General features: G+C 73.4%; 18 protein-coding genes. 9 read left to right on the plus strand and 9 right to left on the minus strand.

The features are described 5' to 3' along the window. Nucleotides 1-132 precede the first annotated feature (132 nt). On the plus strand, nt 133-3,378 hold the full coding sequence (locus tag ACIA6C_RS08100; protein ID WP_399273713.1) for a tetratricopeptide repeat protein: 3,246 nt from the start codon (nt 133-135) through the stop codon (nt 3,376-3,378). 126 nt (nt 3,379-3,504) lie between these two features. On the opposite strand, the gene ACIA6C_RS08105 is transcribed toward ACIA6C_RS08100, so the two are convergent. Further along, nucleotides 3,505-3,729: a hypothetical protein gene (locus ACIA6C_RS08105; protein WP_361129360.1), complete on the minus strand. Its 225-nt coding sequence runs from the start codon at nt 3,727-3,729 to the stop codon at nt 3,505-3,507. 2 nt (nt 3,730-3,731) lie between these two features. After that, nucleotides 3,732-4,613 carry a mycothiol conjugate amidase Mca gene (mca, locus tag ACIA6C_RS08110; protein ID WP_361129363.1) on the minus strand — a complete coding sequence of 294 codons (882 nt, stop codon included), beginning with the start codon at nt 4,611-4,613 and terminating at the stop codon, nt 3,732-3,734. A 133-nt stretch (nt 4,614-4,746) separates the two neighbouring features. On the opposite strand from mca, the gene ACIA6C_RS08115 reads away from it, so the two are divergent. Continuing rightward, complete coding sequence (locus ACIA6C_RS08115; protein ID WP_399273716.1) at nt 4,747-5,157, plus strand: DUF4307 domain-containing protein; 411 nt, start codon at nt 4,747-4,749, stop codon at nt 5,155-5,157. A gap of 214 nt (nt 5,158-5,371) precedes the next feature. Next, nucleotides 5,372-5,869: a transcription elongation factor GreA gene (greA, locus tag ACIA6C_RS08120; RefSeq protein ID WP_329197808.1), complete on the plus strand. Its 498-nt coding sequence runs from the start codon at nt 5,372-5,374 to the stop codon at nt 5,867-5,869. A gap of 128 nt (nt 5,870-5,997) precedes the next feature. On the opposite strand, the gene ACIA6C_RS08125 is transcribed toward greA, so the two are convergent. The 3 genes from ACIA6C_RS08125 to ilvA all read right to left on the minus strand — a co-directional run bounded on the left by ACIA6C_RS08125 (nt 5,998) and on the right by ilvA (nt 9,268). Next, entirely contained in the window at nt 5,998-6,858 is an 861-nt protein-coding gene (locus ACIA6C_RS08125; protein WP_361129369.1) for an ABC transporter permease, read from the minus strand. Continuing rightward, entirely contained in the window at nt 6,855-7,937 is a 1,083-nt protein-coding gene (locus tag ACIA6C_RS08130; RefSeq protein ID WP_399273718.1) for an ATP-binding cassette domain-containing protein, read from the minus strand. Before ACIA6C_RS08130 ends, ACIA6C_RS08125 begins: the two co-directional genes overlap by 4 nt. 95 nt (nt 7,938-8,032) lie before the next feature. Then, entirely contained in the window at nt 8,033-9,268 is a 1,236-nt protein-coding gene (gene ilvA / locus ACIA6C_RS08135) for a threonine ammonia-lyase (protein WP_361129375.1), read from the minus strand. A 222-nt stretch (nt 9,269-9,490) separates the two neighbouring features. Here ilvA and ACIA6C_RS08140 point away from each other — a divergent pair, with 222 nt between their 5' ends. The 3 genes from ACIA6C_RS08140 (at nt 9,491) to ACIA6C_RS08150 (ending at nt 10,793) form a co-directional block, all read left to right on the plus strand. Beyond that, a complete protein-coding gene (locus tag ACIA6C_RS08140; RefSeq protein WP_361129378.1) occupies nt 9,491-10,012 on the plus strand; it encodes a MarR family transcriptional regulator in 522 nt (173 codons plus the stop codon). An 80-nt stretch (nt 10,013-10,092) separates the two neighbouring features. Beyond that, on the plus strand, nt 10,093-10,542 hold the full coding sequence (locus ACIA6C_RS08145) for a sigma factor-like helix-turn-helix DNA-binding protein (protein WP_399273721.1): 450 nt from the start codon (nt 10,093-10,095) through the stop codon (nt 10,540-10,542). Continuing rightward, nucleotides 10,539-10,793 (plus strand): hypothetical protein, encoded by a 255-nt coding sequence (locus ACIA6C_RS08150; protein ID WP_399273723.1) that lies wholly within the window; start codon nt 10,539-10,541, stop codon nt 10,791-10,793. The genes ACIA6C_RS08145 and ACIA6C_RS08150 overlap by 4 nt, the downstream gene beginning before the upstream one ends. A 74-nt stretch (nt 10,794-10,867) precedes the next feature. On the opposite strand, the gene ACIA6C_RS08155 is transcribed toward ACIA6C_RS08150, so the two are convergent. Beyond that, a complete protein-coding gene (locus ACIA6C_RS08155; RefSeq protein WP_361129386.1) occupies nt 10,868-12,025 on the minus strand; it encodes a cystathionine gamma-synthase in 1,158 nt (385 codons plus the stop codon). A 101-nt stretch (nt 12,026-12,126) separates the two neighbouring features. On the opposite strand from ACIA6C_RS08155, the gene ACIA6C_RS08160 reads away from it, so the two are divergent. Together ACIA6C_RS08160 and msrA are read left to right on the plus strand one after the other, a co-directional pair. Continuing rightward, entirely contained in the window at nt 12,127-13,233 is a 1,107-nt protein-coding gene (locus ACIA6C_RS08160) for a hypothetical protein (RefSeq protein ID WP_399273725.1), read from the plus strand. A 56-nt stretch (nt 13,234-13,289) separates the two neighbouring features. After that, entirely contained in the window at nt 13,290-13,955 is a 666-nt protein-coding gene (msrA, locus tag ACIA6C_RS08165; protein ID WP_399273727.1) for a peptide-methionine (S)-S-oxide reductase MsrA, read from the plus strand. A gap of 28 nt (nt 13,956-13,983) precedes the next feature. Here the strand turns inward: msrA and ACIA6C_RS08170 are convergent, their stop codons facing one another. Beyond that, nucleotides 13,984-15,048, minus strand: coding sequence for an NAD(P)-dependent alcohol dehydrogenase (locus ACIA6C_RS08170; protein WP_399273729.1), 1,065 nt, complete (start codon nt 15,046-15,048; stop codon nt 13,984-13,986). A gap of 148 nt (nt 15,049-15,196) precedes the next feature. Between ACIA6C_RS08170 and ACIA6C_RS08175 the strand changes: the two genes are divergently transcribed. After that, a complete protein-coding gene (locus ACIA6C_RS08175; protein WP_399273731.1) occupies nt 15,197-16,093 on the plus strand; it encodes a helix-turn-helix domain-containing protein in 897 nt (298 codons plus the stop codon). A 31-nt stretch (nt 16,094-16,124) separates the two neighbouring features. Here ACIA6C_RS08175 and ACIA6C_RS08180 read toward each other — a convergent pair whose 3' ends face one another. Further along, complete coding sequence (locus ACIA6C_RS08180) at nt 16,125-16,802, minus strand: ABC transporter ATP-binding protein (protein ID WP_361129400.1); 678 nt, start codon at nt 16,800-16,802, stop codon at nt 16,125-16,127. A gap of 97 nt (nt 16,803-16,899) precedes the next feature. After that, a complete protein-coding gene (locus tag ACIA6C_RS08185) occupies nt 16,900-18,387 on the minus strand; it encodes an ABC transporter permease (protein WP_399273733.1) in 1,488 nt (495 codons plus the stop codon). Between the last annotated feature and the right edge of the window lie 165 nt (nt 18,388-18,552).

Consider the following 18,552-nt stretch of genomic DNA (forward strand, 5'->3'; position numbering starts at 1 on the left):
TGGGGTGGATATATGCGCGGGGTGGGGGGTGTGGGGGGCAACTGGCTCTGAAATAGCTCAGATTGCTCGCACGGGTAGGGGGCGCGCAGGAGACTTGGGGGTCGTTGCCGGAGCGCTGGGAGGGGGACGCCGATGCGGGATGGTCATCGTGGTGAGGCCGAGCGGCTGTTGGAGCGGGCCGTGGAGGAGGAGGCGCGGCGGGGGCCGGTGGACAAGGCGGCGCTCCTCGCGCGGGGGCGGGAGGCGCTGGAGCAGATCGCGGCGGCCGCAGCCGAGGAGTACGAGGCGTACGTGCGGGCGCTGGACGAGGCGGCCGCCGGGGAGGAGTCCCTGGCCGAGGCGTTCCGGCGGGCGAACACCTCCACCGCCCTGCTGGTGACCGGGGTCGCCGCGGTGGCCGCCGCCGCGGCCGACCTGGCCCTCGGCGCGGCGGCCGGGACCGCCCTCGGCGCCGGGCTGACCGCGGGCGTTGCCGGGGCCGCGGCGACGGTGGCCAAGGTGACGGCCCTGCACCTGCCGGCCGCGAACCGGCGGGCCGGCGTCCTGGGCCGGCCGGGCGGCGCCGAGCAACTGCGGTTGCAGTGGCTGTCGGTGCTGGAGGTGCGCGGGATCCGCCCGTTCCTGGAGCGGCAGCGGCTGGTGGCGGCGGCGGTGCGCACCGGCTCGCGCGGCCCGGTCGCGGCGGGCGGCGGTGTGGTGGGCCTCGCGAAGCAGCCGGGCGGGAGCGGGCCCGCGCTGCGCGGTACGGACCGCAGTGCGCAGGCCCGTCGGCGTAGCGCGCTGGAGCAGTCGTTCGGGCAGCTCCCGCAGTCGGAGGCGGTGTTCGCGGGGCGGCGGGCGGAGCTGGCCCGGATCGTGCAGTGGGTCCAGGCGGCCCGGGCCGGTACGGAGACCCGGCCGGTGGTCGTGGTGCTGCACGGCGAGCCGGGGTCGGGCCGTACGGCCCTGGCGTTGCGGGCGGCGCACGCGCTGCGGGACCAGTTCCGGGGCGCGTGCGTGGTGGACCTGCGGGGCGGGGCGGCCGAGGCGGGCCAGGCCCCGCTGCCGACGCGGGAGGCGCTGCTGCACCTGCTGAACCGGCTCGGGGCGCCGCGCGAGCAGTTGCTGTTCCGGGAGGGCGCGTCGGCGGAGCAGCAGGTGCGGCGGCTCGGCGAGCTGTACCACCAGCACCTGCAGGGGCAGCCGGTGACGGTGGTGCTGGACGACGCGGTGGATCCGGCGCAGGTCCGCGCGCTGGTCCCGGAGCGGTCGGAGAGCCTGGTGCTGGTGACGGCGCCGGGGCCGCTGGAGCTGCCGTCGGACCTCGCGGCGTGGGTGCACCAGCTGCCGGTGACGCGGCTGGCCCGGTCGGAGGCGGCCGAGCTGGTCCGGGCGGCGGCGGAGGCCGGCGGGGTCGTGCACGGCGAGGAGGCGCAGGAAGCGCAGGCGGCGCAGGAGGCGCTGCTGGAGCTCGGCGCGGGGCTGCCGCTCGCGCTGCGCGTGCTGGCCCCGCTGGGTCCGGTGACGGCGCCGGGCCCGGCGGGAGCGGGGCTCGAAGCGGCGCTGGCTGTGGCCTACGCACGCATGCCCGAGGAGCGGCGCCGGCTGCTGCGGCGCCTGACCCTGGCGGGGCGGGCCTCGCTCGGCCCGTCGGCGGCGGCCGCGCTCATCGACGCCGATCCGGCGGCGGCCGGGCGGCTGTTGCGCGAGCTGGCGGACGCCGGGCTGCTGGACCACGTACGCGGCGAGCGGTACCGGATGCACGACGCGGTGCGCGCGTACGCGGCGGCGCGGCTCGCGGCGGACGAGGACCGGGCGCAGGCCGCGGCCGCGCACGAGCGGCTGATCCGCAACTACGCGCACCTAGCGGACTCGGTGATCCGGATGGTCGACGGGAAGACGTCGACGCGCGCCCACCACTTCGGCGGTCACGGCTTCGCCTCCCTCGACGCGGCGCTGCGCTGGCTGGACGACGAGTCGAGCTTCATCACGGCCGCGCTGCGGCACTCGCAGGACGTCGACCAGCAGGCGGTACTGGACCTGCTGGGCGCGCTCTGCGACTTCTGCCTGCTGCGCGGGGACCTGTACCGGCTCGGGGAGATCAACGAGCTGGCCCGGGCGGTGGAGGCCGGCCGGCCCGGCCCGGACGGGCGGCTCGCGCGTTCGGTGCAGTGGCGTACGGGTATCGCGGCGCGCCAGCTCGGGGACCTGGACAAGGCCCGCACGACGCTGACGTCGGTGGTCGACCAGTACATGGAGGCCAGGCAGGAGGCCGGCGCGGCGATGGCGCTGGTCTCGCTCGGGATCACGCTGCACCACCAGGGCAATCTGCCGGAGGCGGCGGCCCGGCTCCGCGAGGCGCTGGCCCTGCAGGAGGGGGACGACCTGGCCGGCGACCGCGCGTGGGGTCTGCACGCGCTGGCGGCGGTGGAGCGGGACCGGGGGCTGCTGGCGGAGGCGCTGGCCCTGCTGGAGCGTTCGCTGGAGCTGCACCGGGACAGCGAGAGCGTGCACGGGGAGGCGTGGGCGCACTTGCAGCTGGGGCAGGTGCACCTGCGTCTGGGCGGGGTGGAGCGGGCGGAGGAGGAGCTGGGCCTGGCCCTGGAGCTGTACGGGCGCACCCGCGACGACCGCGGTGAGGCGTGGGCGCTGACGCAGCTGGGACGGGCCCGGGTCGTCGCGGGCGATCCGGATCCGGCGCTGGAGCGGCTGCGGGACGCGCTGTCCCGTCACCGGCTCGCCGAGGACGCGCGGGGTGAGGCGTGGACGCTGTACTACCTCGGGCAGGCGTTGGAGGAGGGCGGTCAGCGCGACGCGGCGGTGCGGGAGCTGGAGCGGGCCCGGGCGATGTTCTCGCGGATGCGGGACGTGTACGGGCTGGCGCACGCCCGGCACCACTCGGGCCGGGTGACCCGCGACCAGCGGGCGGCGCAGACGGGGAACCTGCGCAACTCCGGCTACGCCCGGCAGCTGCTGGTGGACGCGCGCGCGGACTTCCGGCGGATCGGCCTGGCGCACGGCGAGGCGTGGACGTGCCTGGAGCTGGCGGTGATCGACGCGGGCAACGCGCGGGTGCCGCAGGCCGTGGTGCTGTGCGAGGAGGCCGCGCGGCTGTTCGTGTCGTACGGGGACCTGCGCGGCGAGGACTGGGCCCGCTTCCTGCGCTGCACGCTGCTGCCGTACGCCGCTGCGGGCGATCCGCAGGAGGCGGCGGCGGAACTGGCCCGGCTGTCGGCGGCCCCGCATCCGCTGCGGGACGGCCGGCTGGCGGACTGCCTGGAGTCGTACGCGGTGATCGCGGGCCGGGGCGTGGATCCGGCGGAGGGCTGGCAGGCGTGGCGCCTGGGCCTGGTGCCGAACCTCCACTCACGGGAGGTCATGGGCGTGCGGGTGCCGTGACCCCGCCCGCCGGCGGGGCCAGGGCGCGGGGGCCCGGCGCCGCACGGGCGTCACCACCTCGCGCCGTGGTGTCCCGGCGCCCGGGCGGGCGCCGGGACACCACGGCGCGGCCGGGGGCGGCTGCCGTTACGGCGTGCGGGTCTCCGTGGCGGCGGAGGCGGCCGGCTCGGGCGCCTCCTGGAAGTCGACCCGGCCCATGTGCCGGCTCATGGACTTCATCAGGCCCCACACCCCGAGGGCGAGGGCGGCGAACACGATGAAGCCCAGGAGCCCGGGCGTCACCTTGTTCTTGTCGAAGGTGTCGGCGGCCAGCGGAAGGAGCTGGGTGACTGCTGCCTGCGTAGCGCTCATAGCTACGCATTCTCCCGGATGCCCGCGAAGAGGTCGGACTCGGGGAGGGAAGTGTCCACGAACGACTTCGCCAGCTCGTACTCCTCGGTGGGCCAGACCTCCCGCTGGATGTCCATCGGGACGCGGAACCAGCCGCCGTCGGGGTCGATCTGCGTGGCGTGCGCGATGAGCGCCTTGTCGCGGATCTCGAAGAAGTCGGCGCAGGGGACGTGGGTGGTCAGCGTCCGCTCCTTGCGCTCGAACTCCTTCCAGCGCTCCAGCCACTCCCCGTAGGGGGACTCCAGGCCGCGCGCGAGCAGCGCCTCGTGCAGGGCGATGGTGCGCGGCTTGTTGAAGCCCTGGTTGTAGTAGAGCTTCTGCGGCTGGTAGGCGGGGCCGAACTCGGCCTCGGGGAACTTCTCGGTGTCGGCCGCGCCGTCGAAGGCGACCATGGTGACCTTGTGGGTCATGATGTGGTCGGGGTGCGGGTACCCGCCGTTCTCGTCGTACGTGGTGATGACCTGCGGCCGGAAGGCGCGGATCTTCTTCACCAGGCGGCCTGCGGCCTCCTCGACGTCGGCGAGCGCGAAGCAGCCCTCGGGCAGCGGCGGCAGCGGGTCGCCCTCGGGCAGGCCGGAGTCGACGTAGCCCAGCCACTCCTGCTCGATGCCGAGGATCTCGCGTGCCTCGTCCATCTCCTTCGCGCGCACCTCGTGGATGTGCTCCTCGATGTACTTGTCACCCTGGAGCTTGGGGTTCAGGATCGAGCCGCGCTCGCCACCGGTGCAGGTCACGACGAGCACCGGCACCCCCTCGGACACGTACTTGGCCATGGTGGCCGCGCCCTTGCTCGACTCGTCGTCGGGGTGGGCATGGACGGCCATCAGTCGAAGCTGCTCGGTCAAGACAGGATCCTCTGTGATTCGTCAGGGCGAAGGCTTCTATAGTGACCGAATCGGGGGACGGAAAATTCCTGGGGTGGGATCCGGCGGCGGTGCCGCTCCCCGGCCCGCTGGGCCCTCTCGAAAGGATCGGTCGATGAGCACGGTGCGCGAGGGACTGCCCGAAGGCCGGTACGGCCGTTCGGCGGACGAGCGGGCGGACCGGAAGCTCAAGATCGTGGGCTCCGTGCTCGGGGTGGCGTTGCTGGGTGTCGTCGGCTGGATCGGCTGGGACTACGTCGCCGGTCAGAGCGTCACCGCCGAGGTGATCAAGTTCCAGATCGTCTCCGCGAGCGAGGTGAAGGTCCACCTGGAGGTCCGCAAGGATTCCGGTGTGACCGGGGTGTGCACCCTCAGCTCCCAGGACAAGGACCACAGCGAGGTCGGCCGGGCCGATTTCACCTTCGCCCAGCGCGACACGCGCGTGGACGAGGTCGTCTCGCTCAAGACCACCGGGCGCGCGACGATGGTGGAGCTGGTGGGCTGCCAGGAGGCTCCCGCGAGCTGACCCGGCGGCCGCCGCAAGGCGACGCGGCCGGTGCGCGGGGGCTTCCTGACCCCCGCGCGGACGCCCCGTGACCGGCCGCGCGGGCGGCTCGGTGACTGGCGATGACACACTTCATACGGAAGGTGTCCTCCCCCTTTTCTTCCCGAATTGTTAGGCTCGTGGTTTCGTCCGCCGCTGGCGGCTTTGTAGTCCCCTGTACCGACGAGGAGCACCCGTGACCCAGACGAGCGAGAGCGTCACCTGGCTGACCCAGGCGGCGTACGACCAGCTGAAGGCGGAGCTGGACTACCTCTCTGGTCCTGCCCGCACGGAGATCGCGGCGAAGATCGCGGCCGCGCGCGAAGAGGGCGACCTCCGGGAGAACGGCGGCTACCACGCGGCCAAGGAGGAGCAGGGCAAGCAGGAGCTGCGCGTGCGCCAGCTGACGCAGCTGCTGGAGAACGCCAAGGTCGGCACCGCGCCCGCCTCCGACGGCGTGGTGGCCCCCGGCACCCTCGTCAAGATCGCCTTCGACGGCGACGAGGACGACACCATGGAGTTCCTGCTGGCCTCGCGCGAGTACGCGTCCTCGGACTTCGAGACGTACTCCCCGCAGTCGCCGCTGGGCATGGGCGTGATGGGCAAGACGATCGGCGAGAACGCCGAGTACGAGCTGCCGAACGGCAAGAAGGCGGCCGTCAAGATCCTCGACGTCAAGCCGTTCAGCGGCTGATCACCCCCTGCCTTCATCCGGGACGTTTCGGTCCCGGGAGACGCGTGGACGCCCGGCCGGGACATTCCGGCCGGGCGTTCGCGCGTCCGGCGGGGAGCGTGCCCACGCCGTCGCCGAGCGGTACGTGCCTACGCCGTCGCCGAGCGGTACTTGCGGACGGCGAGCGTGCGGAACACCACGATGATCAGCACCGACCACAGGACGGACGCGAGGACCGCGTGCTGCATCGGCCACGCCGCGGGCGCCTGGTAGCCGGGCGGCAGGTTGCCGAACAGTTCGCGGGCCGCCTGGACGGTCGCGCTGAACGGGTTCCACTCCGCGATGTGCCGCAGGAAGGCCGGCATGTTGTCGGAGGGCACGAAGGCGTTCGAGATGAACGTGAGCGGGAAGAGCCAGATCAGCCCGCCGGAGGTGGCCGCCTCCGGGGTGCGCACGGACAGGCCGATGAGCGCGCCGATCCAGGAGAAGGCGTAGCCGAGCAGGAGCAGCAGGCCGAAGCCGGCCAGGACCTTGCCGAGGTTCTCGTGGGTGCGCCAGCCGACGATCAGGGCGACCACGGCGAGGACGATCACCGTGAGGGTGGTCTGGACGAGGTCGGCGAGGGTGCGGCCGGTCAGGACGGCGCCGCGGGCCATGGGCAGCGAGCGGAACCGGTCGATGAGGCCCTTGTGCATGTCGTCGGCGATGCCCGCGCCGGCGCCGGCCGTGGCGAAGGTGACGGTCTGGGCGAAGATGCCGGCCATGAGGAACTCGCGGTAGGCGGCGGGCGAGGTGCTGCCGCCGACGCTGATCGATCCGCCGAAGACGTAGCTGAACAGCACGACGAACATGACCGGCTGGATCACACCGAAGATGATCATCTCGGGTATGCGGGACATCCGGATGAGGTTCCGTTTGGCGATGACCAGCGAGTCCTTGACGCCCTGGACGATGCCGCCGCGCGGGCGGGGCGCCGCGAGCGGCGGAACCGGGGAGGTGGTGGCGCTCACTTCACGGCCTCCTTGCGTGCCTTGCCCTTGCGGCCCTTCGCGTCGGCGGGGTCCGCGTCGGCCGGTTCGGCGCCGTTCGCCGCCGGGTCCGCCGGGTCCGCCGGGTCCGCCGGGTCCGCCGGGTCCGCCGGGTCCGCCGGCTGGGCCGCGTGGCCGGTGAGGGAGATGAAGACGTCGTCCAGGGTGGGGCGGCGCAGGCCGATGTCGTCGATCTCGATCCCGCGTCCGTCGAGTTCGCGGATGACCTCGGCGAGCAGCTTGGCTCCGCCGGTGACCGGGACGGTCAGCTTGCGGGTGTGTTCCTCGACGGTGGTCTCGCCCTTGCCGAAGCCGGCGAGGACGGCGCGGGCCTCGGCCATGTGGTCCCGTTCGTGGACCACGACCTCGACGCGTTCGCCGCCGGTCTGCGCCTTGAGCTGGTCGGAGGTGCCGCGGGCGATGACCTTGCCGTGGTCGACCACGCAGATGTCGTGCGCGAGGTGGTCGGCCTCTTCCAGGTACTGGGTGGTGAGCAGCAATGTGGTGCCGCCGGCCACGAGTTCCTGGATGACGTCCCACAGCTGCTGGCGGTTGCGGGGGTCGAGGCCGGTGGTCGGCTCGTCCATGAACATCACCGGCGGGCGGACCACGAGTGCGGCGGCGAGGTCCAGGCGCCTGCGCATGCCGCCGGAGTAGGTCTTGGCCGTGCGGTCGGCGGCGTCGGCGAGGTGGAAGCGGTCGAGGAGTTCGGCGGCGCGGGCCTTGGCCGCCCTGGAGCTCATCTGGTAGAGCCGGCCCACCATCTGGAGGTTCTCGCGGCCGGTGAGGTACTCGTCGACGGCCGCGAACTGGCCGGAGAGGCCGATGGAGCGGCGCACTTCGTTGGGGTGCTTGAGCACGTCGATCCCGGCGACGAAGGCCTTGCCGCTGTCGGGCCGGAGCAGCGTGGTGAGGACGCGCACGGCCGTGGTCTTGCCCGCGCCGTTCGGACCGAGGAGGCCCAGAACGGTTCCTTCCGGGACATCGAGGTCCACGCCGTCCAGTGCCCGTACGTCGCCGAAGGTCTTCACCAGGCCTTCGGCGTAGATGGCGCCTGGCATAAGGAGTCTCCCTGTACGGATCAGGTGTTTCCTCGGCAAATCCTATGGTCGGGGCGCGGTCGCCGCCCGGGCTTCCGCACAAGTGGCGCCCCGGCTCAGCCGCCGATGACCGTGTAGCCCGCCGCGTGCAGCGACCGCGCGACCTCCGTGCAGTGCTCGGGTCCCTTGGTCTCCAGGTGCAGTTCGACCTCCACCTCCGTGAGACCGAGACGCGGGTCGGTCCGCACGTGGCTCACGTCCAGCACGTTCGCGTCCACCGTCGACAGCACCCCCAGCAGCCCGGCCAACGCCCCCGGCCGGTCCGCGACGCGCAACCGCAGCGACAGGTAGCGGCCCGCCGCCGCCATGCCGTGGCGCAGGATCCGCTGGAGCAGCAGCGGGTCGATGTTGCCGCCCGACAGCACGGCGACGACCGGGCCGCCGCCGTACAGTTCGGGCTCGCTCAGCAGGGCGGCGACCGGGCTGCACCCTGCCGGCTCGACGACGAGCTTGGCCCGCTCCAGGCACAGCAGCAGGGCGCTGGAGAGTGCGTCCTCCGACACCGTGCGGACCTCGTCGAGCAGTTCGCCGATGATGTGGAAGGGGACGTCGCCGGGGCGGCCGACCCTGATGCCGTCCGCCATCGTGACCGGGTTGTCGACCGACACGGGGTGCCCGGCCTTGAGCGAGGGCGGGTACGCGGCCGCGCCCGCCGCCTGTACGCCGACGACCCGCACGTCCGGGCGCAGCGCCTTCACCGCGACCGCGATCCCCGCGGCCAGCCCGCCGCCGCCGACGCCGACCAGGATGGTCCGCACCTCCGGGCACTGCTCCAGGACCTCCAGACCGACCGTGCCCTGGCCGGCGATGATGTCGCGGTGGTCGAAGGGGTGGATGAACACCGCCCCGGTGCGGTCCGCGTACTCCTGGGCGGCGGCGAGGGTCTCGTCGACGACCTGTCCGTGCAGCCGTACCTCGGCGCCGTACTCCTGGGTCGCGGCGACCTTCGGCAGGGGAGCGCCGACGGGCATGAACACCGTCGAGCGGACCCCGAGCAGGGAGGAGGCCAGGGCCACGCCCTGCGCGTGGTTGCCGGCACTGGCCGCGACGACCCCCGCCGCCCGCTGCTCGGGGCGCAGCCCGGCGATGCGCACGTACGCCCCGCGCAGCTTGAAGGAACCCGTCCGCTGGAGGTTCTCGCACTTGAAGTGCACGGGGGAGCCGGTGAGGGCGGACAGGTGGCGGCTGCCCTCCATCGGGGTCACCCGCGAGACGCCCGACAGCATCTTCTGGGCGCCCCGCACATCGTCGAGGATGACCTGCGGCACGGGCTGGGGGACGCGGTAGTTCATGCCGCCAGTCTCGCAGCACCCCGCCCGCGCGCCCTGCCTTCGCGCGGGAGACCGGGAGGAACGAGCGGTACGGGCACGTAGGACCGGTGAGTCGGGCTGCGGGCGTCCCGGAGCCGGACCGAGCCCCGGAACACGGTTCTCGGACGGGGCGTACGGGCCGCCGTGGGGCCGCGTACTCTGTCCCCCATCCTTGTCGGACCCACGCGAAGAGAGCCCACGGCCATGCCCTCCATCCCGGCCAGTTCCGACCTGTCCACGCCGGCCGAAACGCCCGCCGAAGCCGGTCTCCTCGACGCGCTCCAGCACCAGGTGGCGGTCTTCGCCCGCCGGGCGGAGCAGACCCGCCTCGGTGGGGTGGGCCAGGCCCGCAACTCGATGGACCGCGCCGCCTACCTGCTGCTGAACCGGCTGGACCTGGAAGGGCCCATGGGCGTCAAGGCGCTCGCGGGCGGCATGGGCATCGACTCCTCCACCGTCACCCGGCAGGTCGCCCCGCTCGTCGACGCCGGCCTGGTCAAGCGCACCTCCCACCCCGAGGACGGCCGGGCCGTGGTGCTCGCGCTGTCCCCGCGCGGGCTGGCGCGGCTGGAGGAGGTGCGTTCCTCGCGGCGGGAGCTGATGGCGCGGGTGACGCAGGACTGGACGGAGAAAGAACGCGAGGCGTTCACCGGGCTGCTGACCCGGTTCAACGTGTCGCTGTCGGAGCTGATGGCCTCCGTCGCGGACGCGGGCCCCGCGTCCTGAACCCGCCGGCCGGGCGCCCGCGCATCCGGCCGCGTCCCACCCCTTGACCGGGGTGGTCCCCCCGGCCGCACCATGTGGCCATGGGGGCTGTGGACCACCGGACGGGGACCTTCACGGAGTTCGAGGCGTTCGTCGCGGGCGCGGCGGGCCGGCTCCTGCATGTCGCGGTCCTGCTGACGGGCGAGCCCGAGACCGATCCGCCCACCGCGCGCCGTCTCCTCGCGGGCGCGCTGGCCCGTACGTACGCGCAGTGGCACAGGCTGCGGGCGGACGACCCGTACGAGTTCACGCGCCGCCGGTTGTGCGCCGCGTACGCCCGCACCGCCTGGCGGCAGGACGCCGGCACGGGGATCCTGGCGGCGCTGAGCCCGAAGGAGCGGCTCGTGCTGGTGCTGCGGGTCTACGAGGGCGTCGCGGAGGAGGTCACGGCCGCGCAGCTGGGGCTCTCGGCCGAGCGGGTGCAGGCGCTGCGCGCAGGGGCGCTGGCCAAGCTGCGCGCCGCCGCGGCCGGCGGGGGAACCGCGGCGTGAGCGGGTTCCCCGATCCCAAGGAGGCGCAGGTCAGGCAGCTGCTGGAGGGCCCGCACCCGCCGGTGCCGGCCGGGCTGGCGGCGGCCGCGGCGGCTCGCGGGGCCCGGCTGCTGCGCCGCTACCGGGCGGTGCGGCGGTTCGGCTGGGCGCTGCTGTTCGCGGCGGCCGCGGCCTTCACGGTGTGGGCCGTCGTGACCCGTCCGTGGGTGACGCCGCCGAGCGGTGTCTCCCCGCCCCTGGAGGGCTGGTAGCACCGCCCGGCGCCGTCGGTGACCCAGGGGTGGCCGCGCCCGGCGACTCCCCGGAGGGACTGTGGCGACAGGCCCTAGCCCAGGGCCTGCGTCAGGTCCGCGACCAGGTCGTCGGCGTTCTCGATGCCGACCGACAGGCGGATCAGGTCCGAGGGGACCTCCAGCGCCGATCCGACGACGGAGGCGTGGGTCATCCGGCCGGGGTGCTCGATGAGGGACTCGACGCCGCCGAGGGACTCGCCCAGGGTGAAGAGCTTCGCCCGGTTGCAGACGGCGACGGCCGCCTCCTCGCCGCCCTCGACCTGGAACGAGATCATGCCGCCGAAGTTGCGCATCTGCTTGGCGGCGATCTCGTGACCCGGGTGCTCGGGCAGGCCCGGGTAGAGGACCTTGGTGACCTTCGGGTGCCGCTTGAGCACCTCCACGATCTTGGCGGCGTTCTCGGCGTGCCGGTCCATGCGCACGGCGAGGGTCTTGATGCCGCGCAGCACGATCCAGGAGTCGAAGGGGCCCGCGACGGCGCCCATCGCGTTCTGGTGGTAGGCCAGTTCCTCGCCCAGCGCCGCGTCGGCGGTGACGAGCGCGCCGCCGACGACGTCGGAGTGGCCGCCCATGTACTTCGTCAGGGAGTGCACGACCACGTCGGCGCCCAGCGCCAGCGGCTGCTGCAGGTAGGGCGAGGCGAAGGTGTTGTCGACGACCAGCTTGGCCCCGGCGGTGCGCGCGATGTCGGCCACCATGGCGATGTCGGTGATGCCGAGCAGCGGGTTCGAGGGGGTCTCGACCCAGATGACCTTGGTCTTCGGGGTCAGCGCCGCGCGGATGGAGTCCGCGTCGGAGGTGTCGGCCACCGACCACTCGACGCCCCAGCGGGAGACGACCTTCGCGAAGAGGCGGAAGGTGCCGCCGTAGGCGTCGTTGGGGATGACCACGTGGTCGCCCGGGGCCAGCAGCGTACGCAGGAGGCAGTCCTCGGCGGCGAGCCCGGACGCGAAGGCCAGGCCGCGCCGGCCGCCCTCCAGTGCCGCGAGGTTCTCCTCCAGGGCGGTGCGGGTCGGGTTGGCGCTGCGGCTGTACTCGTAGCCGCCGCGCAGGCCGCCGACGCCGTCCTGCTTGTACGTGGACACCTGGTAGATCGGGGGCACGACCGCGCCGGTCAGCGGGTCCGCCGTGTTGCCCGCGTGGATCGCGCGGGTCTCGAAGCTCTGGTGCTCGTGGCTGTCGTCGCTCATGTGGCAGATGCTATGCCCCGCACGGCCCCGGGGTCCTGCCGGGCCGGGCGGCCCGGGGAGGGCATTCGCGCCGGTGCGGGTGCGTCTGGTTCGCTGGGGTCATGGAGATTCTGTGGTTCCTGATCGCGGTCGGGCTGGTCGTGGCCGCCCTCGGCCCGTACATCCGGCGCAGGCGGGGCGGTGTGCGGCTGGTCTCGCCCGCGAGCCCCGACGCCGCCGACCCCGCGGACTACGGATTCGACCGGCAGGAGGACCTCGACGTACGGGTGCCCGGGCCCGACGAGGACCTGATGGACGCCTTGGAGAACGTGGGCCGCACCGGCGGCTGGCAGGCCGCCTCGCAGCTGCTGGCCGGCACCCCGGCGGCCGGGGAGCTGCGCTGGCAGCGCGTCCAGGCCTTCGGCGGCGCGGCCGCGCTGGAGCTCGCGGAGCGTCCGGGGCAGGGCGCGCTGTGGCTCAAGGCGTGGCGGCTCGACGCCCCGAAGGACGCGGGCGGCGCGCAGGTGCACGCGGAGCTGCTGGTGCAGCAGGCGTGGCGGCACTCGGGCGGGGTGGGCTCCAGGGACCACCGGATCATCCTGGAGGAGGCCCGGGAGGCGTGCGGCCGGGCGGCGCTGCTGGCGCCGGGCGACCCGGTCCCGTTCATCACGGAGCTGGCGGTCGGCCGGGGGCTCGGGTACTCGGAGGCGGAGTACGACGCGCTGTGGGCGAAGGTCATCGACGTGGCGCCGGCGCACATGGGCGCGCACCTGGCCGCGCTGAACTACTGGTGCGAGAAGTGGCACGGCTCGCGGGAGAAGGCCGACGCGTTCGCGCACGCGGCGGCGGCCCGCGCCCCGCAGGGCTCGCTGCTGGCGGCGCTGCCGCTGTTCGCGGTGTACGAGCACCTGCCGGAGGTGCAGATGGTGTCGACGTTCTGGCGCAGCGCGGTGGTGACCCGGGCGGTGGAGGGGGCGCTGTACGCGGTGGGGTCGGCGCGCCCGGACGACCCTGTGCTGGCGCACGTACGGCACATGCTGCTGTGGTTCCTGGTGCGGATGGAGCGCTGGGCGGAGGCGATGGAGCAGGTGCGGCACGTGGACGGCTGCGTGGGCGCCCTTCCCTGGTCGGCTTCGCCGGACCCGGCGGCCGCGTACGCGATCCACCGCGCCCTGGCGGTCGCGGGCTACGAGGCCAACGGCGGCTCCCCGGCGACCCTGCCCCACTGACCGGGGAATCCCGGCCCGCCCCCGGCCGTTGAACGGAGACCACTAGGAGGGAATCCATGTTCTCGTACCGCCGTACGCCCGAGCTCCCCACCCACGAGGAGGCCCTCAAGGGCCGTCCCGAGCCCCTCTTCGACGTGCCGGCCGTGCACACGGTGCTCGGCAACCCGCTCTCCGGCCCCTACCCCGGGCACCTGGCCGTGGCCGACTTCGGGCTGGGCTGTTTCTGGGGTGCGGAGCGCAAGTTCTGGCAGACGCCCGGGGTGTGGACGACCCTGGCCGGCTACCAGGGCGGTTTCACGCAGAACCCGACGTACGAGGAGGTGTGCTCGGGCCTGACCGGCCACACCGAGGTCGTCCGGGTCGTCTTCGACCCGTCGCAGGTCTCCTACGCCGCGCTCCTCAAGCTGTTCTGGGAGTCCCACGACCCCACCCAGGGCTTCCGCCAGGGCAACGACGTCGGCACCCAGTACCGCTCGGCGATCTACACCCACTCCCCCGCCCAGCAGGCGGAGGCCGAGGCGTCCCGTGCCGCCTACCAGCGCGTCCTCACCGCCGCCGGCCACGGGGAGATCACCACGGCCGTCCTCCCGGCGTCGGAGCGCCCCTTCTGGCCCGCGGAAGCCCACCACCAGCAGTACCTCGACAAGAACCCGTCCGGCTACTGCGGGATCGGCGGCACGGGCGTGTCCTGCCCCATCGGCGTGGCCGCCGCCGACGCCTGAGTGAGGCGGCCGACGGCGGCCCGGCCGGTCAGATGGTGGAGGTGTCGATCACGAAGCGGTAGCGGACGTCGCTGGCCCGGACCCGCTCGTACGCCTCGTTGACCGCGTCGGCAGCGATGACTTCGATCTCTGCGCCGAGGCCGTGCCCGGCGCAGAAGTCGAGCATCTCCTGCGTCTCGGCGATGCCGCCGATCATGGAGCCGGCGACGGTCTTGCGGCCGCCGATGACCGAGAACAGGTTCAGCGAGACCGGCTCCTCCGGGGCTCCGACGTTCACGAAGGCGCCGTCGACCTTGAGCAGGGCGAGGTACCCGTCGAGGGCCAGCGGGGCGGAGACGGTGGAGACGATCAGGTCGAAGGTGCCGGCGAGCTCCTCGAAGGTGCGCTCGTCGTTGGTCGCGTAGTAGTGGGCGGCGCCCAGCTTGAGGCCGTCCTCCTTCTTGCGCAGGGACTGGGACAGGACGGTGACCTCCGCGCCCAGCGCGTGCGCGATCTTCACGCCCATGTGGCCCAGCCCGCCGAGGCCGACGATCGCGACCTTCTTGCCGGGGCCCGCCTGCCAGTGCCGCAGCGGCGAATAGAGGGTGATGCCCGCGCACAGCAGCGGCGCGGCGACGTCGAGGTCCAGACCGTCGGGGATGCGGACGGTGTAGTTCTCGTCCACCACGATGTGGGTGGAGTAACCGCCGTAGGTGGGCTGCCCGTCCTTGCCGAGGGCGTTGTAGGTGCCGGTCATCCCCTGGACGCAGTACTGCTCCTGGCCGCGCAGGCAGTACTCGCAGCTGCGGCAGGAGTCGACGAAGCAGCCGACGCCGACACGGTCGCCGACCGCGAACCTGGTGACTCCCGCGCCGACCTCGGTGACGACGCCGGCGATCTCGTGGCCGGGGACCATGGGGTAGATGCCCTCGCCCCAGCCGTCGGTGACCTGGTGGATGTCGGAGTGGCAGATGCCGGCGTACTTGATGTCGATGAGCACGTCGTGCTCGCCCACCGCGCGGCGCGCGATGGTGGTGCGCTCCAGCGGAGCCTTGGGTGCGGGGGCGGCGTACGCGGCGACCTGGGTGAGCGGGGTGTGCTGAGTGGCGGACATGCGCTGCTTCTCCTGAGTTCCGTGGTGCGGTGCGCTCCACGATGCCCGGGGCCGCGGCGCCCACCCAGCCCCCTGCGGAGCATAGGACCGCTGGTCCTACCACTGGCGGGGTCAGCCTGGCGGTCCGCCGCCCGGCGATACTGGCGGTATGGACCAGCTTGATCAGCGCGCCGAACTGGGCGAGTTCCTCCGCTCCCGCCGGGCCCGCCTGCGCCCCGAGGACGTGGGCCTGCCGGACTACGGGCGCCACCGCAGGGTGCCCGGCCTGCGCCGGGAGGAACTGGCGCAGCTGGCGGGCGTGTCGGTGGCGTACTACACGCGCCTGGAGCAGGGCCACGGGCAGAACGTGTCGGCGGACGTACTGGACGCGATCGCGCGGGCCCTGCGTCTGGACGGCACCGAGTCGGCGCACCTGACCCGTCTGGCAAGCCCGCGGCCGCGCCGGCGCCGCCCCTCGCGGCGCCCGGAGCAGGTCCGCCCGGAGCTGCGCGTGCTGCTGGACGCGATGGAGGGCGTACCGGCGTACCTGGTGGGCCGGCGTCAGGACGTGCTGGCCTGGAACCGGATGGCGACCGCGGTGTTCGGCGACTTCGGCGCGCTGCCCGCGCAGGAGCGGAACCTGGTCCGGATGGTGTTCCTCGATCCGGCGACGGCCGAGCTGTACGCGGAGTGGGAGTGCCGGGCCTGCCAGGTGGTGAGCTACCTGCGCCTGTACGCGGGCCGGCACCCCGAGGACGAGCAACTCTCCGCGCTCGTCGGGGAGTTGTCGGTGAAGAGCGAGGAGTTCCGGCGGCTGTGGGCCGCGCACACGGTGGCGGACGACAAGACGCACGGCGTGAAGCGGCTGCGGCACCCCCTGGTGGGCGACCTGAGCCTGGCGTTCGAGACGCTGGCCTTGCCGGACGACTCCGAGCAGTCCCTGATCACCTTCCACGCCGCGCCGGGCTCCCCGTCGGCGGACGCGCTGCGCCTGCTGTCGTCCTGGTCGGCGGCGGGCCCGGCCCCGTCGCCGGCCGTGGGGACGTCCGAGCCCGCAGGGCAGTAGCGGCCGCCCGGTCCCGTCCCGGTCGGTGTGCTCAGGGGTTTTCCGTCACCGTCACCCGCCCCTTGCGGATCGTCGCCACGCGCGGCGCCCGCTTCGCGAGCGCGCTGTCGTGCGTGACCATGACGAAGGTCAGGCCGTGTTCCTTCCACAGCCCTTCGAGCAGGTCCATGACCTCGTCGCGCATCGACTCGTCCAGGTTGCCGGTCGGCTCGTCGGCCAGCAGCACCTTCGGCCGCTTGACCAGGGCACGCGCGATCGCCACGCGCTGCTGCTGGCCGCCGGACATCTCACCGGGCAGGTGGCCCGTGCGTTCGCCGAGACCGACCGACTCCAGCGCCTCGGCCGCCCGCGCACGCCGCTCGCGCGCCCCCAGTCCGAGAGGGACGAGGGCCGTTTCGACGTTCTCCTGCGCCGTCAGTGTCGGGATCAGGTTGAAGGACTGGAAGACGAAGCCGATGGTCTCGGCGCGGACCCGGGTGAGCCGGGCCTCGGAGACGGTCGCCAGGTCCAGGCCGTCGAGGACGACCTGGCCCTCGGTCGGCCGGTCGAGGGCGCCGAGCATCTGGAGCAGGGTGGACTTGCCGCCTCCGGTGGGGCCTTGAATGACGAGCCGGCCGCCGTCCTCGATGGTGAGGTCCACGCCGGCGAGCGCGTCGACGCTCTGCTTGCCGCGCCGGTAGCGCTTGGTGACTCCGCTGAGCTGGTACATCTCGTTTGCCTCGCTCGATCAGAAAACTCGATCAGGAAGATCAGGAATGGGGGGAGGTCGGGCCTGCGGGCTGTGCGGGCCGTGCGGGCCGTGCGGGCTATTCGACGCGGCGCAGCGCGTCCGCCGGCCGCAGCCGCGACGCCCGCCAGCCGCCGAAGCCGCCCGCGATCAGGCCGCCCGCCACGGCGAGGGCAACGGCCAGGCCGATGACCGACAGGGACACGGGCGCGGTGAGGGCCACGTCGAGCGCCTTGCCGGCGCCCTGGCGGGCGGCGCGCATCCCGCCGCCGAATCCGCCCTGCCCGCCGGCCCGCATGCCCGCGCGGCCTGCGGCGCCCGCCAGCCGGGCGGTGAGGGTGGGGCTGGCCGCGGTGATCGCGTAGGCGGCGCCCAGGCCGACCCCGATGCCGAGGACCCCGCCGATCAGACCGTTGACCAGGGCTTCCCCGGCGACCTGGAGGGTGACGCGGCGGCTCTTCCAGCCGAGCGCCTTGAGGGTGCCGAACTCCCGCACGCGCCGCGAGACGGCGGAGGAGGTGAGCAGCCCGGCGACGAGGAAGGCGGCGGCGAGCACGACGTACGAGAGCCAGCTGCCGACGGTGGAGGCGAGCGAGGCGGCGGTGGACAGCGAGCCGGAGACGGTGTCGGCCAGGTCGGCGGAGGTGGTGACGGTGGTGTCGGGGACGTTCTTCTGGATGGCCTGCTTGACGGAGCCGATGGCCTGGGAGTCCTTGGCCTGGACGTAGACCGTGGTGATCTTGTCGGGGGTCTCGGCGAGCGTCTGGGCCTGGTGCAGGGGCACGTAGAGGTTGGCGGTGGCGTCCCCGCTGTCGGCGGTGGCGATGCCGAGGACCTTGAAGGGGGTGTTCTTGACGGTGAGTTCGGAGCCGACGGCCAGGTTGTTCTTCTTGGCGTAGGCGCTGTCGACGACGGTGACGGCCGCGTCCTTGTCGCCCGCCGCGAAACCGCGACCTGAGGTGATCTTGGAGGTGGTCAGCGGGCCCAGCTCCGGCTGGGTGACGTCCGTGCCGTACACGGAGAAGGAGTTGACGTCGAAGTCGGCGCCACCGCCCTCGACGGTGTTCCCGCCACCGCCCGCGCCCGGCTTGCCGGCCGTACCGCCCGCCGCCCCGCCACCCTGGCCCCTGCGGAACTCGCCGCGCTTGAACTGCCCGTTGACCTTCATCACCTGGAGGCTGAGGCCGCCGACCGCCCGGGCGACGCCGTCCTGTCCGGCCACCTTGGCCACGGTCGCGGAGTCGAGGGTCTGGAAGCCCTGGGGCATGACCAGGTCACGGCTCTGCTGGGCGTCGGCGTCCGCGTCGCCCTCGCCGCGGGCGTCGAACTTGAAGCGCGGGCGGCCGGCGTCGCCGCCCTGCCCCTGCGGCGGCTGGGCCTTGGTGACGGTCATGTCGGTGCCCAGTCCGTAGAGGGACTGCAGGACCTTGCCCTGGGCCTGGGACATGCCCGCCGAAACGGAGTTGACGACGATGACGAGGGCGATGCCGAGGGCGAGGCCGGACGCGACGACCAGCGCCGCCTTGCGGCGGCGGCGCAACTCGCGCCGCAGGTAGGTGAAGAACATGGCGCCGAACGTAGGCAGCGCCCCTGATGGCCGGGTAAGCCGCAGGTAAGAGTCGGATGAGAACGGCGAACGGCGGGGAACCCGTCAGGGTTCCCCGCCGTTCACACACGCCCAGGGCGTCTGCCCGTCCGTCCGTCCGTCAGCCGTCCGCGCATGCGCGCGGAC

Origin of the sequence: Streptomyces sp. NPDC051578, from assembly GCF_044454045.1 — a bacterium.
Classification (GTDB): domain Bacteria; phylum Actinomycetota; class Actinomycetes; order Streptomycetales; family Streptomycetaceae; genus Streptomyces.

Coding starts and splice junctions, on each gene's coding strand:
- ACIA6C_RS08100 (WP_399273713.1), top strand. CDS start 133: ATGCGGGATGGTCATCGTGGTGAGGCCGAGCGGCTGTTGGAGCGGGCC.
- ACIA6C_RS08105 (WP_361129360.1), bottom strand. CDS start 3,729: ATGAGCGCTACGCAGGCAGCAGTCACCCAGCTCCTTCCGCTGGCCGCC.
- ACIA6C_RS08115 (WP_399273716.1), top strand. CDS start 4,747: ATGAGCACGGTGCGCGAGGGACTGCCCGAAGGCCGGTACGGCCGTTCG.
- ACIA6C_RS08130 (WP_399273718.1), bottom strand. CDS start 7,937: ATGCCAGGCGCCATCTACGCCGAAGGCCTGGTGAAGACCTTCGGCGAC.
- ilvA (WP_361129375.1), bottom strand. CDS start 9,268: ATGAACTACCGCGTCCCCCAGCCCGTGCCGCAGGTCATCCTCGACGAT.
- ACIA6C_RS08140 (WP_361129378.1), top strand. CDS start 9,491: ATGCCCTCCATCCCGGCCAGTTCCGACCTGTCCACGCCGGCCGAAACG.
- ACIA6C_RS08145 (WP_399273721.1), top strand. CDS start 10,093: ATGGGGGCTGTGGACCACCGGACGGGGACCTTCACGGAGTTCGAGGCG.
- ACIA6C_RS08155 (WP_361129386.1), bottom strand. CDS start 12,025: ATGAGCGACGACAGCCACGAGCACCAGAGCTTCGAGACCCGCGCGATC.
- ACIA6C_RS08160 (WP_399273725.1), top strand. CDS start 12,127: ATGGAGATTCTGTGGTTCCTGATCGCGGTCGGGCTGGTCGTGGCCGCC.
- msrA (WP_399273727.1), top strand. CDS start 13,290: ATGTTCTCGTACCGCCGTACGCCCGAGCTCCCCACCCACGAGGAGGCC.
- ACIA6C_RS08170 (WP_399273729.1), bottom strand. CDS start 15,048: ATGTCCGCCACTCAGCACACCCCGCTCACCCAGGTCGCCGCGTACGCC.
- ACIA6C_RS08175 (WP_399273731.1), top strand. CDS start 15,197: ATGGACCAGCTTGATCAGCGCGCCGAACTGGGCGAGTTCCTCCGCTCC.
- ACIA6C_RS08180 (WP_361129400.1), bottom strand. CDS start 16,802: ATGTACCAGCTCAGCGGAGTCACCAAGCGCTACCGGCGCGGCAAGCAG.
- ACIA6C_RS08185 (WP_399273733.1), bottom strand. CDS start 18,387: ATGTTCTTCACCTACCTGCGGCGCGAGTTGCGCCGCCGCCGCAAGGCG.